Below are 16,023 nucleotides of genomic sequence, written 5' to 3' on the forward strand. Positions count from 1 at the left end.
ATACCCGCCACCGGTCCTGGGGCGTTCGTCATCGCAGTCGCTGTGCCAGTCCGCGCACACAGACCGGCCGACAGGTTCGTTCGTTTCAGAGCGCCTGATGGCCGGCACCCTCTTGCCGACCGCGCTCATCTGCGTTAAGCACAATTTCAATAGTTCAAGGATTGTAGAAGAATGGAAGAGCGCCGAGCCCTCCTGTCGTTTGCGGCACTGTCGCAGGAAACCCGCCTGCACATCGTGCGGATGCTTGTGGTGGCAGGGCCGGACGGACTAGCCGCGGGCGTCATCGCCGAGAAGGCGAAGGTCTCGCCATCGAACGTCTCCTTCCACCTGAAGGAGTTGGAGCGGGCCGGGCTGATCAACCAGCAGCGTGAATCCCGCTCCATCATCTACACCGCCAACTACGACGGCCTCGGCGCGCTGGTGCGCTTCCTTCTGGAGGACTGCTGCGCCGGCCACCCGGACATCTGTGCACCGGTCAGCGATCTGGCCGCCTGCTGCGCGCCAGCCCCGAAGGAGAACCTGCAATGACGGCCGATCGCGTTTACAACGTCCTGTTCCTGTGCACCGGCAATTCCGCCCGTTCGATCCTGGCGGAATCGATCCTCAACGCCGAAGGCAAGGGCCGCTTCCACGCCTATTCTGCCGGCAGCCATCCGAAGGGCGAGGTGCACCCGCTGGCGCTCGATACCTTGCGCGGCCTCGGCTACGAGACCGCCGGGTTGAGCTCCAAGAGCTGGGATGTGTTTGCCGAACCGGGTGCGCCGCAGATGGATTTCATCTTCACGGTCTGCGACAAGGCGGCAGGAGAGGCCTGCCCGGTCTGGATCGGCCATCCGATGACAGCGCACTGGGGCGTTGAGGATCCGGCGGCCGTCGAAGGCGGCCTTATCGAAAGGGGCCAGGCGTTCTCGCAGGCTGCCCGCTTCCTCAAGAACCGGATTATCGCGTTTCTCAGCCTGCCGCTTGCCTCCATCGACAGGCTTGCACTGGCAACCCAACTGCGCGGGATCGGTGCGATGGAAGGGTCGACGTCGCCGAACGGAGAGGTCGCCTGATGTCGACCTTCGAACGCTATCTGACCGTCTGGGTGTTCCTCTGCATCCTTGTCGGGATCGCGCTCGGGCATGCGATGCCGGGCGTCTTTCAGGTGATCGGCGGCGCTGAGATCGCCAATGTCAACCTGCCGATGGCAGTGCTGATCTGGCTGATGATCATTCCCATGCTGCTGAAGGTGGATTTTGGCGCGCTCGGTCAGGTCGGCCGGTACTGGCGCGGGATCGGTGTCACGCTGTTCATCAACTGGGCGATCAAGCCGTTCTCGATGGCGCTGCTTGGCTGGCTGTTCATCGGCTGGCTGTTCCGCGCATATCTGCCGGCCGACCAGATCGACAGCTACATTGCCGGCCTGATCATCCTGGCTGCGGCACCGTGCACCGCCATGGTGTTTGTCTGGTCGAACCTCATCAAAGGCGAGCCGAATTTCACCCTGTCGCAGGTCGCTCTGAACGACGCCATCATGGTTATTGCCTTCGCACCGATCGTGGGTTTCCTGCTCGGCCTGTCGGCGATCACCGTACCCTGGGACACGCTGATCCTCTCGGTCGTGCTCTATATCATCCTGCCGGTCATTGCCGCGCAGGTCCTGCGGCGGATCACCGATGTCAACGCCCTGGCCGGGACCCTGCAGCCGGTGTCGCTGGTGGCGCTTCTCTTGACGCTCGTCTTGCTGTTCGGCTTCCAGGGCGAGCAGATCATCGCCCAGCCGGCTGTGATCGGCCTGCTGGCCGTTCCCATCCTGATCCAGGTCTACCTCAACTCGGGACTTGCCTACCTGCTCAATCGGGCGAGCGGCGAAGCCCACTGCGTGGCGGGCCCTTCGGCGCTGATCGGCGCTTCGAACTTCTTCGAAGTGGCGGTGGCGGCTGCCATCAGCCTGTTCGGCTTCAAATCCGGCGCGGCACTGGCCACCGTCGTTGGCGTGCTGATCGAGGTGCCCGTCATGCTGTCGGTGGTCTGGATCGTCAACCGCAGCAAGGGCTGGTATGAGCGCGGCGCCGCCGTTCGAACCGCCCCCGCCACCACCACGAAGGTATGATCATGGATGTCACCATCTACCACAACCCGGCTTGCGGCACGTCGCGCAATACGCTGGCGCTGATCCGCAACGCCGGCATCGAACCGACCATCATCGAATATCTTCAAGCACCGCCGTCCCGCGACCAGCTGCGAAGGATGATCACTGCGGCCGGCTTGACCGTCCGCCAGGCGATCCGCGAGAAGGGCACGCCCTACGCGGAACTCGGCCTCGATAACCAAGAGCTCACCGACGATCGGCTGCTCGACGCCATGCTGACGCACCCCATCCTGATCAACCGGCCATTCGTGGTCACGCCTCTGGGGACGCGCCTGTCACGGCCCTCGGAGATGGTTCTCGACATTCTGCCGGACACCCACAGGGGGCCGTTCACCAAGGAAGACGGCGAACAGGTTCTCGACGCGGAGGGCAAGCGCATTGACTGACTTTCCGGCGGCTGATCCGGCGCATCTGCGCCGACCGGATCTCGATGCCCTGCGCCCGGCGTTCTCCACTCACAAGCCGCGCATCCTGATCCTCTACGGGTCGCTCCGCACCGTGTCGTACAGCCGCCTTCTGGCGCAGGAAGCCGCCCGGCTGCTGGAGTACTTGGGCTGCGAGGTGACCATCTTCGATCCCGCGGGTCTGCCGCTCCCGGATGCCGAACCGGTCAGCCATCCCAAGGTGCAGGAGCTGCGCGAGCTTTCAGCCTGGTCGGAAGGCCAGGTCTGGGTAAGCCCGGAACGGCACGGTGCCATGACCGGCATCATGAAGGCGCAGATCGACTGGATCCCGCTTTCGGTCGGTTCGGTCCGGCCGACCCAGGGCAAGACGCTGGCCGTCATGCAGGTGTCGGGTGGGTCGCAATCGTTCAATGCGGTCAACCAGCTGCGCGTCCTCGGCCGCTGGATGCGGATGATCACCATTCCCAATCAGTCGTCGGTGGCGAAAGCCTTTCAGGAATTCGACACCGACGGCCGGATGAAGCCCTCTGCCTACTATGACAGGGTCGTCGACGTCTGCGAAGAGCTGGTGAAGCTCACCTGGCTGACGCGTGATGCTTCGGCCTATCTGACCGACCGCTACAGCGAGCGGAAGGAAAATGCCGAAAAGCTCGAGCAACGCGTGAGCCTGAACTCGATATGACCGAGCGGCTTCCGGTCGCCGCCATCCTGGCCCTCGGTGTCACCCAGAACATCGGCTATGGCACCCTTTACTACAGCTTCAGCATCCTGGCGCCGGATATGGCCGCAAGCTTTTCCTGGTCGCCGGAATGGATCTTCGGCACCCTGTCGATCGCCCTCATGATCGGCGGCCTGACGGCGCCCTGGCTCGGTGTGCTGATCGACCGGATCGGGGCAGGGCGGGTGATGACGATGGGGTCCGCGGTCGCCGCACTGGCACTGGTCGCCTGCGCCTGCGCGCCCGGGAGGTCGACATACGCGGCGGCGCTGATCGCCGTCGAGGTCGCGGCCAATCTCGTTCAATACGGCGCAGCGTTCGCGCTGTTGGTTCAGCTCCGGCCGGCTGTGGCGCAGCGGAGCATCGCCTATCTGACCCTGATCGCCGGCTTCGCCTCGACGATCTTCTGGCCGATCACGGCGGCTCTGCATGCCCACCTGTCCTGGCAGGACGTCTATCTGGTGTTTGCCGCACTGAACCTGCTGGTCTGCCTGCCCATCCATGCCCGGTTGTCGCGAGGGCTGATGCGCAGTCGCAGACAGGCGGCCGCCAATCCGTTGACGGCAGTCGCGGGTTCGTTGCCAGCGGCACGCCGCCCAATTGGCTTCGCCCAGATGACCACGGCGTTCGCCATCCAGTACCTTGCCAGCGCCTCGGTGCTGGTGCACATGGTCCCGCTGCTTGCGGGGCTCGGATTGGGCTCAGCGGCCGCGATGGTCGGCGCCTTGTTCGGTCCGTCCCAGGTTGCCAGCCGGCTGATCAACATGCTGTTCGGCAGACGCCTCGACGCGCTGCACCTTGCCATCATCTCGGCCACGCTCATTCCGGTCGGCGCTCTTCTGTTGCTCGCCACCGCCCCGGCGATACCCGGCGCCATGATCTTCGCCATCGTCTTCGGGATGGGCAATGGTCTGCTGAGCATCGTGACCGGGACACTGCCACTGACATTGTTCGGCAGCGAAGGTTACGGAAAGCTGCAAGGCAAGATGATGGCGGCACGGCTCATCGTCTCGGCCTCGGCGCCGCTCGTGATGGCGCTCGGAATGGAATGGCTGGGGATTTGGATATCGCTGGTCGGCATCGTCGGGCTCGGATTGATGGCCTTGGCGCTATTCGTCGCTTTAGGGCGGTTCAGCAAGCCTCATCGATGAGCGATACGCGCGTGACGCGCCCCGGCGCGACAGGGATGACCGACGTGCAGATCGATCTCGGTTGCTGACGGTTCCCCGCTGGCGCCCGCCCTGTTGCAGACGTCGAAGGATCCTGGCAGCGAGATGTTGCCCTACTCTTCGATCTTCGGCTCCGTCCCCACCTCGCGCACGACAAGCAGGTCACGGATCATGTCGGCAGCGTCGAGCAGGGCCGCCTGGACTTGCTCTTCCGTCGCGTCATCCTCGCGCAACAGCGCCGCCGTTCGCTCGAGCCCATCGACAGCGTCCACCACATGCGGCCCGGGCCAGCGCTGGATGTCATCCCGCAGATCGCGAATAGTGACAACGGCACGCTCAAGAAGCCGCCGCTTCTCTTGATCGCCGACAATGCCGGTCTCGGTCGCTGCCCGGACGAGCTCCTGCATAAGGCCATTGGGTTGGGTCACACGCACCTCCTGTTCGATCAACGCAAGATGGAGGTGACAAGCGGCAGGTCAAGAGCGGCGGAAGACGCACGCCCTCTTCTTGGTCAACGGGTTCCTCAGACATACGTTGGCGTCACAGCCGGATCGATCATCCCAACTGGCGGGATGCTTCTGCGAGAGTGGCTATCGTCCGGCCGGGCGGCCCGATCTCACCTCGCGTCGGTACGTTGGAATGCCCGATAGCCAGAGGCATCGACGAAAACAGCTGACCCGAGGAACGCCGGAGGCACTTGCGGGTTGGTCACCGCGTCGATCAATCCGGAGAGTCAAGTCATCCACATGGCAGACGAGAAGCTCATCGACATCGGCGGAATGCGGATCCACTGCGTCTGCGACGGCCCAGCGAACGGCGACCCGGTGCTGCTCCTGCACGGCTTCCCGGAATTCTGGTGGGGCTGGCGCAAGCAGATGGCGGAGCTTGCCGGCGCCGGCTTCCGCGTCGTGGCGATCGACATGCGCGGCTACGGCGAGAGCGACGCGCCGCCCGAGGTCGGCGCATACAGCCTCGATCGGCTGGTCGAGGATGTTGTGGCTGTCGCCAACGCGCTCAACCTCGAGCGCTTCAATCTTGTCGGGCATGACTGGGGCGGCATCGTCGCCTGGGCGGTTGCCGCGCGCCATGCGCTTCTGGTGAAGCGGCTGGTCATCCTCAACGCACCGCATCTCGACGTGATGTCTCCGGTGATCTTCAGGCGGCCTTCGCAGCTGATGCGCAGCGCTTATGTCGGGTTCTTCCAAATCCCATTGTTGCCCGAGGTGGCGCTGTCGAGGCGCGGCTACCGGCTGCTCTGCCATGCGCTGACGTCTACGTCGAGGCCAGGCACGTTCACGCAGGGTGAACTCGCTCCGTATGTGGTGCAATGGTCGCGTCCGGGCCGCCTGCGGGCAATGCTCAACTATTACCGCGCGCTTGTTCGGCGACAGCGTCAGGCGCTTGGCCGGATCGTGCCCCCGACGCTCATCCTCTGGGGGTGCAAGGATCATGCGCTGGACCCGGAACTTGCCAAGGCAAGCTTGCTCCAATGCGCGAACGGCCGGATGTCGATGCACAGGAGCGCCACGCACTGGCTTCACCTGGAAGAGCCAGAATGGGTCAACGGTCACCTTCTGCGGTTCCTCGGGGAGGACCATGAACTGGATCGGCCGGATCCGGGCCAATCGGATGAGACCGGCTGATCCGGCGGCTGAAAGCTTTGGTCAGAGCGCGGTCGGATGGTCTGACCGTATCGACTGAAGCCGAGCGGCAAACTCGGCAAGTGGAACCGGGCGGGAGAACAGATAACCCTGCAGGTGGCTACATCCGGCGGCGGCCAGGAAATCCCTCTGGCTCTCCGTTTCGACGCCTTCTGCCGTCGTTTCCTTGCCGAGCGTGCGGCTGAGGTCGAGCACCGCAGACACGATGGCGGTGCCTTCCGCCTTGCTGCCCAGCAGGCTGACAAATGAGCGGTCGATCTTGATCCTGTCGAAATTCAGCTGGAGGAGATGGCTGAGCGAGGAGAATCCGGTTCCGAAATCGTCCAGGGCGATCTTGATCCCATGCAGTCGCAGTCGTCTCAACGTCGCCTGTACCTGTTCATCGACGTCAAACACCGATGCCTCGGTGAGTTCCAGTTCGAGCCTTGACGGTGACAGGCCTGTTTCGCGCAGGATCTTCAGCACACGGGCTTCGAAGTCATGATGGCGGATCTGCGATGGCGAGACATTGACGGCGATCGACACATCGATCGCCCAGCTCGCCGCAGCCAGAGCAGCGCTCCGAAGAACCCATTCCCCCAAAGGCCCTATCATGCCGGTCTCTTCGGCAATCTCGATGAAGCGATCCGGCGCAAGCAGCCCAAGCGTCGGATGGCGCCAACGAACGAGCGCCTCGGCGCCAACCAGATCGGCGCTCTCATTGCAGCGATGGATGCTCTGGTAGAAGACCTCCAGCCGGCCCACGGGACCGGGGAGCGGATCATCCCCGACCGGAAGCTCTTGTTCGTGTTCCTCCAGCAGAAAGCGAAGCTCGTTCTTGAGGTTCTCGCGCTCGACGATCCGGTGATCAAGCGACGGATGATATTCGATCACCCGGCCACGACCCCCATGCTTGGCGTCGTACAGGGCGACATCAGCCCGCCGCATGATTTCGCTCGGAGCGTGGCTGGCCTCATTGAAGACGGCAACGCCGATCGAACATCCTATCCGGACGACGGCATCCCCGGTCTGAAGCTTGAACGGCTGTCCGATGCTGTCGATGACATTCCTGCTTATTCCCAGGTGACCGTCGCCGCTTGCACCGATGGCCGGCAAGAGCAGCGCAAATTCATCGCCGCCGAAACGGGCAAAGACATCGCGCGTGCCGATGAGGGCGCTGATCCGGACGACGACGGCCTGTAGCAGTTCGTCTCCGGCGGCATGCCCGTAGGTATCGTTGACCTCCTTGAACCGATCGAGATCGACCAGAGCAATGGCGCCACGGTCATTGTCCGAACCCACGGCGGCCAGACAGCTTTCGAACGAGGCCGCGAACAAGGCACGGTTCGGAAGCCCGGTCAGAACGTCGTGCACCGACAGATGTCGCGCATGCTGCTCGCTGACGCTCAGTTCCCGAAGACTGCGCCGTAGCCGGGCCACCAGCGCCAGAAACAGCACCGCGATCACCAGGCCGGCTGCCGAAAGCACGGGCACCAACCAGCCGATGACACGCGAACCCGGCAGGTCCGGCTCCCAGATGATGAAGCCGATCGGTTCGCCGGTTGCCGTCGCTTCTATCTGGTAGGCAACCTCGTTGTGTTCCTGGTCGGCAGTCCGGGCGTATCGTGCCGCGGCCAGGCCCTGCTCGCGGCTGATTTCATCGAGCGTATCGCCGTCGAGGAAGCGGAAGACGATCAGGTAGTACTGGTTGCCGCGAGAGCGGTCGGCCAAGGCGACGTCCGACAGCGAAACGATACCCGCAACCGACGGACGGCCTTCCAGTCGCAGCAATTCGACCTGGCTGGGTTCAGGAGTGGAGGGCGCGTGCTCTGGCGCGCTTTTCCGCTTGGTCTCGAGATCCCGTATCAACGGTTGGAGGAGCGGTCGGACCCATTTGAACCGCCGGACGCTTTCCGGGTCGGTCGGCAGGGCAAGCTCGCCAGAGGGTGCGACCAGGAACGCCGCGTTGTAGCCGAAGACGGTCGTTGCAACATGCGCGAACGCTTCAACGGAACGATTGCCGGAGATTGCGTCCCGGCCGGAAAACGCAGTGTCCGTCCGCAACAGCGAGGCATAGCCCGCGCCGATCAGTTGGACTTCCTGCGACACGCGTTGCACCTGGTCCCGCAGGCGGCCGGTGACCAACTGACGCTGCCGATCGAGCGCCACTGCGTCGCTTTGCGTACCGGCCCAGATCGCCGCGAGGAAAACCAGCCCGAGGATGGCAAGTCCGCTAATCGCAAGCAGCAGCAATAGAGCGCCGGACGACGTCCAGGCGGTCTTTTGAACGATGAGGCTCGATGGTTCAGCAGCAGGCACGTGAGGTCTCCCAATCCCATCCTGCCCGTTATTGTTTACGAAAGTCTTTTGAAGGAATCGCGAATTCAACCAGAGAAATAGAATGCGGTTTAATCAATTCGTGTTCTGCTTGTCTTGAAACAGCGAGCGATCGCTGCACACCCTCTCACAAACCACGAGGCTCCTGATGCTGCGATCGAAATCCGTCACCCTGCTCAGGCTTGCCGCGTTCGGCTGTCTTGCATACCTTGCATGTGGTGGAGCCCAGGCCGCAAGCGCCGCGCCAAAGGCCGGCACCGTGCGGATTGCGGTGGAGGGCGCTTTCCCGCCCTTCAACTATCTGGATTCAGCCAATCAGCTCCAAGGGTTCGACGTGGATGTTGCCAAGGCACTCTGCCAGGCTGCCGAACTGACGTGTGAGTTCGTGATCCAGGAATGGACGGGCATGATCCCCAATCTCCTCTCCGGACAGTATGACGCGATCGTTTCCTCGATGTCGATGAGCGCCGAGCGACGTGCCAAGGTGGCTTTCACCCGGAAATACTACGACAGCCCGTCGGTCTTCATCGTCCGCAAGGGATCAGCAGTGACCGGCACCTCGGCGGATGACCTGAAGGATCTGAAGCTTGGCGTCACATCGGCAACCTCGCAGCAGGCCTATACCAAGCAGTTTTACGGATCCGTCTCCACGACCGTCTTTCCGGCGAGCCCCGACCTCTACAAGGGACTGGCCGACGAAACGGTCGATATCATCCTGGAGGACAAGCTCGCGGTCTATGACTGGCTCGCCAATACGAAGGCCGGAAGTTGCTGCGAGTTCAAGGGCGGCGACATCAAGAACACCGAGTACTTTGGCGATGGGGCGGGGATCGCGGTTCGCCCGACCGACGACGCGCTGCTGGCCAAGTTCAACGCCGCGCTGGACGCCATCCAGGCAAACGACACCTACGACACGATCAACGCGAAATACTTTCCGTTCTCGATCCGGTGAGGTGAGCGGCGGCAGTGAGGCGGCGCGGGACCGCTGGCCTGCACGCCCGCCGTCGTCGGGTTACGGCCGTCGTACGAGGCTCTTGGTGCTGAGACAGCCAGGGGTCATGCGCCCTTTGGGGGCTCTGCTGCGCCGAACCGCAGGCCATCGATCAGCAGGCCGACCATGCTTGCCGTATGAGCTGCGGCGTTTTCGCCGGATGCCACCGTGAGATTGCCGATGGCGCGCAAGAGATCGTAGGCGGCAATGTCGCCGCGAACCTGTCCGGCCTCCGCTGCCGCATCGAGCAGCGATTTGAGTGCCGGTTCGAAATTTTCCCTGAAATAGCCGGGCAGGCCATCGAAGGCCGGATCGCCGGAATGGAGCGCCGCCGCAAGACCGCGCTTGGTGCCGATGAAGTCGGTGTAATGCTTCAGCCAGGCAACAAGGGCCTCCTCGGGCGGCAGCGCGGCCGCCAGCTGCGCGGCTTGCGCAGCACAGGCGTCTACCTCCCGACGGAAGACGGCGGCCACCAGATCCGAACGATTCGGATAGCGGCGGTAGAGTGTGCCGATGCCGACGCCTGCCTTGGCGGCAATTTCGCGGACGGGTGCGTCGACGCCTGCGGTTTTGAACACCGTCTTGGCAGCCTCCAGAATGGCATCCTCATTACGCAGAGCATCGGCGCGGATCCGCCTCTGCGGCTGGTTGCCGTCGGACACCTCGGTCTGCGAAATCTCGGAATGGTCTGCGGACTTCATCGATATCACCAAAAATCGCCGGCACGCCCTTGCTAAGCGGATCAACGTTCCGTATCTATCCTGTAAGCGGAACATTGATCCATATATTTCCGGATCGTAGTTCCGTTTTTACAGGAATACGCCAATCGCCACGCTTTGGCTACACGACAAAGGAAAGTCACATGAACAATCTGATTGACCAGACCCGCCACATCCCCGTCACTGATGCCGTTCCTACCGTCTCTATCAATCCGGTGACACTTGCGGCGCCGGCTCGCGGCTTGCCGCTAGAGATGCGGATCACCGCGCCGATGACCGGCAACAACCTGCCCATCATTCTGCTGTCGCACGGTCATGGACCGTCGCTCTACATCCCGTCGAAGGACGGCTATGGTCCTCTCGTTGATTTCTACGCGGCGCATGGCTTCGTCGTCATCCAGCCCACCCATGTCAACTCGAAGGTCGCGGGGCTCGGACCGGATGCGCCCGGCGGCCCGTTGTTCTGGCGGTCGCGCGTCGATGACATGAAGCTCATCCTCGACCAGCTTGATGAGATCGAAGCCCAGGCGCCGGTGATCGCCGGCCGGCTCGACCGGAGCCGGATCGCAGTCGTCGGGCATTCCCTCGGCGGGCAGACGGCCGGCATCTTGCTCGGTGCGCTCCTGACCGACACGAAGGACGAGGCCGCACAGAACGTCAGCATGGTAGAGCCGCGCATCAGGGCCGGCGTGCTTCTGGCTGCTCCGGGCAATGGTGGCGACAGCCTGAGTGCGTTTGCAGCCGAGAACTACACCTCGATGAACCCCGACTACGGGCAGATGAAGACGAAGACGCTGGTCGTTGTCGGCGACAGCGATGTTTCGCCCCATCTCAACGTCCGCGGTGCCGAGTGGCATGCCGATGCCTACCATTCCGGTCCCGGCAGCGATGCGCTGCTCACCCTTTTCGGCGGCAAGCACGGACTGGGTGGCGTCGCCGGCTATGATGCGAAGGAAACCGATGACGAGAACCCCGACCGGCTGGCCGTGGTGCAGCGGCTGACATGGGCTTATCTCCGTTCGTCTCTCTACGCGGATGACACGGCATGGGCAGATGCCTGCCGAGCGCTCGAAACCCATGCGAGCTCTCACGGGCGCGTCGAGCAGAAGTAATCGCACGCACCGGATACCGCGGTAATTGTCCGGAAACATTGATGTAAGGGCGCAGGCGGTTCGAGCCTGCGTCCTTGATGGGCTTTGAGATGGGTTGGAGGGGCGCGACTAGCGGTTTCTGAAGACGGTGCAGGGGACCGATGCCGCCTTGATTTTTGCGCAGAGCTCTGCCGCCTCCCGTCGTGTCTCGCGGCCGATCCTTGCTGCGTAGCGCGGCCGGGACCCAAAGTTGCCGCCACGCTGCCTGACGATCAGCGCCCGCTCGGCGCGCAGCGGTTCCGGCAGTGAGCCAATCGCCCGGTTGAACAGGGAGCTGACGACCGCCGGCCTGTAATGTGCTGCAAGCTGGACGCCCCAGGGCGACCAGTCGGCAGAGCCCGCAAGCACGGGTTCGCGCAGACGGCGCGTATCGGCCAGAACCCTGCAGGCTTCTTCGAACGGCAATGTGTCGTCGAGCGCCGGTGCCGCGACGTCCGGTGGTGCGTCTCGCCATGTCTCGATGGTGTTCCCGGTGATGGCGAAGACGTAATCCCTCGTCTCGATCGGCAGGCGCTCTGACGCGATGAAGCGGGCAAGGCCATTCTCGCCGGCATTGTAGGCTGCGGCGGCGAAACCGAAGTTGCCGAAGCGGACCTGCAGTGTCTTCAGATAAGCGGCGGAAGCCTCGAGCGCCTCGATGACATCGAAGCTGTTGGCGAAGCCCCGCATGCGCGCGGTTTCCGGCATGAACTGGGCGATGCCTTCGGCACCCTTTGGGCTGACCGCCTCGGGTCGGAACAGGCTTTCGCGCCAGATCAGCCGGGCGAAGAAGGCGGGAGGCAGATCGTGCGATGTGGCGAACCGCTCGATGGTGCGGCAAAGGTCGATGTTGAAATGGTCGCGGCGGATGCAGATGCGGGCGCCGTCACTCCCGCGCTCGTAGAGGCATTCTGGCGGTTCTTCGGTCGTGGCTGCGACGCCGATGCCGGACGTGCCAAGGACGAGGATGCCGATCAGCGCCCACATCGCCGGCCGAACACAGAACCGTCGGCGGATACCGATCATCTGCCGCCTTCCGCTGCGGCTGTCTCGATTGCCTGTGGTCTCGGCTGCATGTGTTGCCCGCGTTCCGGAGGTTTCCGCTACACTTAGGGTCCCGCCAGGCTTTAGCAATCGCCTCGAGCTTCCCGCAGTCCGGCTTCAGCCCGGATTCCAGATACTGTTTCGGCTCTGGCGTCTGCTGCTTGCAGCCGCTAATTCTTCCCGGGGACAGGATCAGGTGGAAGCAATGAGCAATATCGACAGACATCATGCGGAGCGCCTTTTGCGGGCGGCACATCTCGATGCGCTGGTGCTCTTCCAGCCGGAGGCCTTCCGCTACGCGATCGGCGCATCTGCCGGCGTCGCGACCATGTGGGGCCGGGCAGGGGCTGCCATCGCCCTGGTGCCGGCAGACAGCCGGGCCAAGCTTGCGGCTATCGTCAGCGACCACGCCTTGGGTGCGGTGCGGCGGGCGGCCCCGGATGTGGATCTGCGCGTCCACCGCATCTGGATCGACATGCTCGATGTCAGTGGCGCGGAACATATTGCAGAGGTCGATGAAGCCTATCGGCGACAGGGCGTCGTGGGACCGCGCCCCGAGACCTTTGACCGCTCCACCAGTTTCGGCCTTCTCGGAGACATCCTCAGCGAGCGGGGTCTTGGCGGCGCAACGATCGGTGTCGATCTCGAATTCGTGCCGGCGGCCGATTTCGCAGCGCTACAGGATGCGCTTCCGAACATAAGATGGACGGACGGATCGCTGGTCCTGCGCCGCCTGCGGGCGGTGAAGACGCCCGGCGAGATCACCAGACTCAGGCGGGCGGCGAGAGCTTCCGAAGCAGGCCTCTTGCACATGGCGGCAGCCGTGAGCCCCGGCGCGCGGCTGGCCGATCTGTCGCTGGCATGGCAGGCGGGTGCCAAGGCCTATGGGGAGGAAAATGGCTTTGTCCTGAGCGGCCACTGGGATTTCATCTCCGTTGGTCCAGACCTCTCCGACATGAAGGCAATGGTGAGGCCCGGCGCGATCATCAAGGCGGACGTCGGCACGCTGGTCGACGGCTACTCGTCGGATGGGGCACGGACCTTCACCTTCGGTCCGCCGGCACCGCTTGCGCAGGACATCTTCAAGGCGCTGGAGGCCGCCTTTGCCGCGGGATTGGAGCTTGTCCGCCCGGGCAATAGTTTCGGCGCCGTTTATGCCGCCATGCTCGGCTCGATGCGCAAGGGCGGCTTTGCTGAATATCATCGCGGCCATTTCGGCCATTCGGTCGGCGGTAGCGTCGGCATCGAGGAGTGGCCGTTCATTTCCGCCGGCAACGAGGAAATCATCGAGCCGAACATGGTGCTGGCGCTCGAGGCGCCGTTCTACGGCCAGGGGCTCGGCGCCCTGATGATCGAGGACCAGTTCCTGGTCACCGAAAGCGGCGCTGACTGCATGAATACGCTGCCGCGACACATGGTCGACCTCGCCGGTCCGCTGGCCGGGACGCGCGGCTGACACTCTGCCGCCAGCAGACGGTCCGAGATCATTCGCCGGTGGCGGCCGGGCGGCTTGAAAGCTGCTTGTAGAAGCGGCGGATCGACAGGTGCGAGGAGCGGATGTCGAGATTGATGGCGCGGCGGGCTGCCGCTCTGTCGCGCTGGGCAACCGCATCGATCGCGTCATCGTGGATGCGGACGCCGATCTTGAAGATCCGCCTGAACATGTCCTCGTCCTTGCGCGCCGAAGCGACGATCGGACCGGTTCGCAGCCACAGCGTCGAGATGATGTCCAGCAGTTGCGGATAGCCGCCGGCCCGGTAGAGTTCGAAGTGGAACGCCTGATTGCCGGCGAGCGCAGCGTCGAAGTCGTTGCGTTCGAGCGCCTTGGCAATGCTGTCGTTGTGGCGCCGCAGAACGTCGATGAGCTCCGGGTTCTTCGGCCCGCTCGCCGCACGCTCGGCGGCATATCCCTCGAGCTGCATGCGCACCCGGATATAGTTTTCGTGGTCCGAAGCTAGATAGGGTGCAACGCGCAGCGTCCGGGGTCCGGTCTGCTCGATGGCCCGTTCCGCGATCAGGCGGGCCACCGCCTCGCGTACGGGCATCGGGCTGGTACCGAAGACTTCTGCCAGCGACCGGATCGACACCTGCTCGCCCGGCAGGAACTCCCCCTTCAGAAGACCGAGCCTGAGGCTTTGGTAGACCCGCTCCTGTACCGTCGTCACGTCGACCGGTACCAGCGTGCTCGGGCTCTTCGTCGTCATATCGAAACTGTTCACGTGCTCGAGGCCTCGCTGGGCTGCGTCGAAGAGGTCGCGCGTCTTAGAAGGAACGGACAGCGGATAACCTCCAGCCTCCCACGCAATCGGGTTCTACGTTCAATTGGCGTTGCAGGCAACGGGGCGACCGGCTTGCGCTAAGCGCAGGTGTGATCACATATCTTATAGCTTTACAGCTGCCGGTGGGTGTGTTTAGATTTGGCCAGTGCCTGAGGAGGCTCTGCAAGGTCGAGCGACCAGCGCGGAGGCGGCACGCGGATAGACATCTCTGGGAGGAGAGAACACATGAAACGTCTGGTATGGGCCACGGCGACTGCCGTGGCGGCGCTCAGCGCAACATCGGCCTTGGCCGAACCCCTCAAGATCGGCATCATCGAAAGCCTGTCGGGCGCACAGACCTCGACGGGCCGTCTCTACGCCAACGCCGTCAAGTACGGGGTGGACCGCATCAACGCCGCGGGCGGCTTCAACGGCGAGCCGGTGGTCGTCACGGAATACGACAATGCCGGCGGTGCGCCGGAGGCTGCCGACAAGTTCCGCAAAGCGGTTGCCGATGGCGTCGACGTCATCTTCCAGGGCGCGTCCTCAGCAATTGCCGGGCAGCTGACCGAGGACGTGCGCAAGCACAATATCCGCAATCCCGGCAAGGAAGTGATCTTCATCAACCTTGGCGCCGACGCCATGGAACTCACCGGCGCGAAGTGCCAGTTCTACCATTTTCGTTACACCGCGACCGCGCCGATGCGAGTGAACGCGCTGGTCAGCGCGATGAAGGAAGCCGGCGATCTGGGCAAGAACGTCTACTCCATCAACCAGAATTACTCCTGGGGCCAGGACATGCAGGCAGCCGTCGCGGCAGCCGCTGGTGACGGCGGCTATAAGGTGGTCGGCGAGGTGCTGCACGACGTCAACAAGATCCAGGACTTCGCGCCGTTCGTCGCGCGGATCAAGGCGGCAAGCGCCGACACCGTCTTTACCGGCAACTGGTCGAATGACCTGCTGCTGCTGATGAAGGCTGCGGGCGATGCCGGGTTGGACGTGACCTTTGCCACGGCTTTCCTCGATCAGCCCGGCAACATCGCCAATGCCGGCAAGACCGCGCTCGGCCACTACATCGCCAACAACTACGACAACGCCGCGACCGACGGCAAGTTCGCCGAAGCGTTCAAGACGGCGACCGGTCATTACCCGATCTTCGTCGAGGGACATTCGGCATTCGCGCTCGGCGCGCTGCAGCAGGCGCTGGGCACAGTTAATTTCAACGGCGGCGAGATCGACGTGACGAAGATCGCGCTGGCGCTCGAAAACACCACCTACGAGACCCCGCTCGGCCCGATCTCGGTGCGCAAGGAAGACCACCAGACGATCCGCCCGGTGGTCGTCTCGAAGGTCGTCGAGAAGCCGAAGTACCCGGCGGATGGCACCGACATGGGCTTCCAGACCGTCAAGGTGATCGCTGGCGACGCGGCAATCTACCCGGTCCAGGAAAGCTGCAGGATGGAACGCCCCAAGCAGTAG

General features: G+C 63.6%; 16 protein-coding genes. 11 read left to right on the top strand and 5 right to left on the bottom strand.

What is annotated here, in order from left to right; all coding sequences use genetic code 11:
* Positions 1 to 171 precede the first annotated feature (171 nt).
* From ACR65N_RS06230 to arsK, 6 genes are read left to right on the top strand one after another with little or no spacing between them, the layout of a single operon-like run.
* Complete coding sequence (locus ACR65N_RS06230) at positions 172 to 528, top strand: ArsR/SmtB family transcription factor (protein ID WP_440456216.1); 357 nt, start codon at positions 172 to 174, stop codon at positions 526 to 528.
* Positions 525 to 1,055 (top strand): arsenate reductase ArsC, encoded by a 531-nt coding sequence (locus ACR65N_RS06235; protein ID WP_440456217.1) that lies wholly within the window; start codon positions 525 to 527, stop codon positions 1,053 to 1,055. Before ACR65N_RS06230 ends, ACR65N_RS06235 begins: the two co-directional genes overlap by 4 nt.
* Positions 1,055 to 2,095, top strand: a complete 1,041-nt coding sequence (arsB, locus tag ACR65N_RS06240) for an ACR3 family arsenite efflux transporter (RefSeq protein WP_440456218.1) — start codon at positions 1,055 to 1,057, stop codon at positions 2,093 to 2,095. The genes ACR65N_RS06235 and arsB overlap by 1 nt, the downstream gene beginning before the upstream one ends.
* Positions 2,096 to 2,097: 2 nt before the next feature.
* Entirely contained in the window at positions 2,098 to 2,520 is a 423-nt protein-coding gene (arsC, locus tag ACR65N_RS06245; protein WP_440456219.1) for an arsenate reductase (glutaredoxin), read from the top strand.
* A complete protein-coding gene (gene arsH, locus ACR65N_RS06250; RefSeq protein WP_440456220.1) occupies positions 2,513 to 3,220 on the top strand; it encodes an arsenical resistance protein ArsH in 708 nt (235 codons plus the stop codon). The genes arsC and arsH overlap by 8 nt, the downstream gene beginning before the upstream one ends.
* Positions 3,217 to 4,407: an arsenite efflux MFS transporter ArsK gene (gene arsK / locus ACR65N_RS06255; RefSeq protein WP_440456221.1), complete on the top strand. Its 1,191-nt coding sequence runs from the start codon at positions 3,217 to 3,219 to the stop codon at positions 4,405 to 4,407. Before arsH ends, arsK begins: the two co-directional genes overlap by 4 nt.
* Before the next feature lie 131 nt (positions 4,408 to 4,538).
* Here the strand turns inward: arsK and ACR65N_RS06260 are convergent, their stop codons facing one another.
* Positions 4,539 to 4,853, bottom strand: a complete 315-nt coding sequence (locus tag ACR65N_RS06260; RefSeq protein WP_440456222.1) for a hypothetical protein — start codon at positions 4,851 to 4,853, stop codon at positions 4,539 to 4,541.
* Positions 4,854 to 5,171: 318 nt separating this feature from the next.
* On the opposite strand from ACR65N_RS06260, the gene ACR65N_RS06265 reads away from it, so the two are divergent.
* Entirely contained in the window at positions 5,172 to 6,068 is an 897-nt protein-coding gene (locus tag ACR65N_RS06265; RefSeq protein ID WP_440456223.1) for an alpha/beta fold hydrolase, read from the top strand.
* 21 nt (positions 6,069 to 6,089) lie between these two features.
* On the opposite strand, the gene ACR65N_RS06270 is transcribed toward ACR65N_RS06265, so the two are convergent.
* Positions 6,090 to 8,384, bottom strand: a complete 2,295-nt coding sequence (locus ACR65N_RS06270; RefSeq protein WP_440456225.1) for a putative bifunctional diguanylate cyclase/phosphodiesterase — start codon at positions 8,382 to 8,384, stop codon at positions 6,090 to 6,092.
* A gap of 166 nt (positions 8,385 to 8,550) precedes the next feature.
* Between ACR65N_RS06270 and ACR65N_RS06275 the strand changes: the two genes are divergently transcribed.
* A complete protein-coding gene (locus ACR65N_RS06275) occupies positions 8,551 to 9,354 on the top strand; it encodes an ABC transporter substrate-binding protein (protein ID WP_440456226.1) in 804 nt (267 codons plus the stop codon).
* A 104-nt stretch (positions 9,355 to 9,458) separates the two neighbouring features.
* Here ACR65N_RS06275 and ACR65N_RS06280 read toward each other — a convergent pair whose 3' ends face one another.
* Entirely contained in the window at positions 9,459 to 10,094 is a 636-nt protein-coding gene (locus ACR65N_RS06280; protein WP_440456228.1) for a TetR/AcrR family transcriptional regulator, read from the bottom strand.
* Positions 10,095 to 10,255: 161 nt separating this feature from the next.
* Here ACR65N_RS06280 and ACR65N_RS06285 point away from each other — a divergent pair, with 161 nt between their 5' ends.
* On the top strand, positions 10,256 to 11,224 hold the full coding sequence (locus ACR65N_RS06285; RefSeq protein ID WP_440456229.1) for an alpha/beta hydrolase family protein: 969 nt from the start codon (positions 10,256 to 10,258) through the stop codon (positions 11,222 to 11,224).
* Positions 11,225 to 11,332: 108 nt separating this feature from the next.
* Here ACR65N_RS06285 and ACR65N_RS06290 read toward each other — a convergent pair whose 3' ends face one another.
* Positions 11,333 to 12,268 carry a lytic transglycosylase domain-containing protein gene (locus ACR65N_RS06290; protein ID WP_440456231.1) on the bottom strand — a complete coding sequence of 312 codons (936 nt, stop codon included), beginning with the start codon at positions 12,266 to 12,268 and terminating at the stop codon, positions 11,333 to 11,335.
* A gap of 223 nt (positions 12,269 to 12,491) precedes the next feature.
* Here ACR65N_RS06290 and ACR65N_RS06295 point away from each other — a divergent pair, with 223 nt between their 5' ends.
* A complete protein-coding gene (locus ACR65N_RS06295; RefSeq protein WP_440456232.1) occupies positions 12,492 to 13,742 on the top strand; it encodes a M24 family metallopeptidase in 1,251 nt (416 codons plus the stop codon).
* A 28-nt stretch (positions 13,743 to 13,770) separates the two neighbouring features.
* On the opposite strand, the gene ACR65N_RS06300 is transcribed toward ACR65N_RS06295, so the two are convergent.
* Positions 13,771 to 14,505, bottom strand: coding sequence for a GntR family transcriptional regulator (locus ACR65N_RS06300; RefSeq protein WP_440456234.1), 735 nt, complete (start codon positions 14,503 to 14,505; stop codon positions 13,771 to 13,773).
* Positions 14,506 to 14,790: 285 nt separating this feature from the next.
* Here ACR65N_RS06300 and ACR65N_RS06305 point away from each other — a divergent pair, with 285 nt between their 5' ends.
* Positions 14,791 to 16,023 (top strand): branched-chain amino acid ABC transporter substrate-binding protein, encoded by a 1,233-nt coding sequence (locus ACR65N_RS06305; protein WP_440456235.1) that lies wholly within the window; start codon positions 14,791 to 14,793, stop codon positions 16,021 to 16,023.

The organism is Rhizobium sp. SAFR-030 (assembly GCF_059415005.1).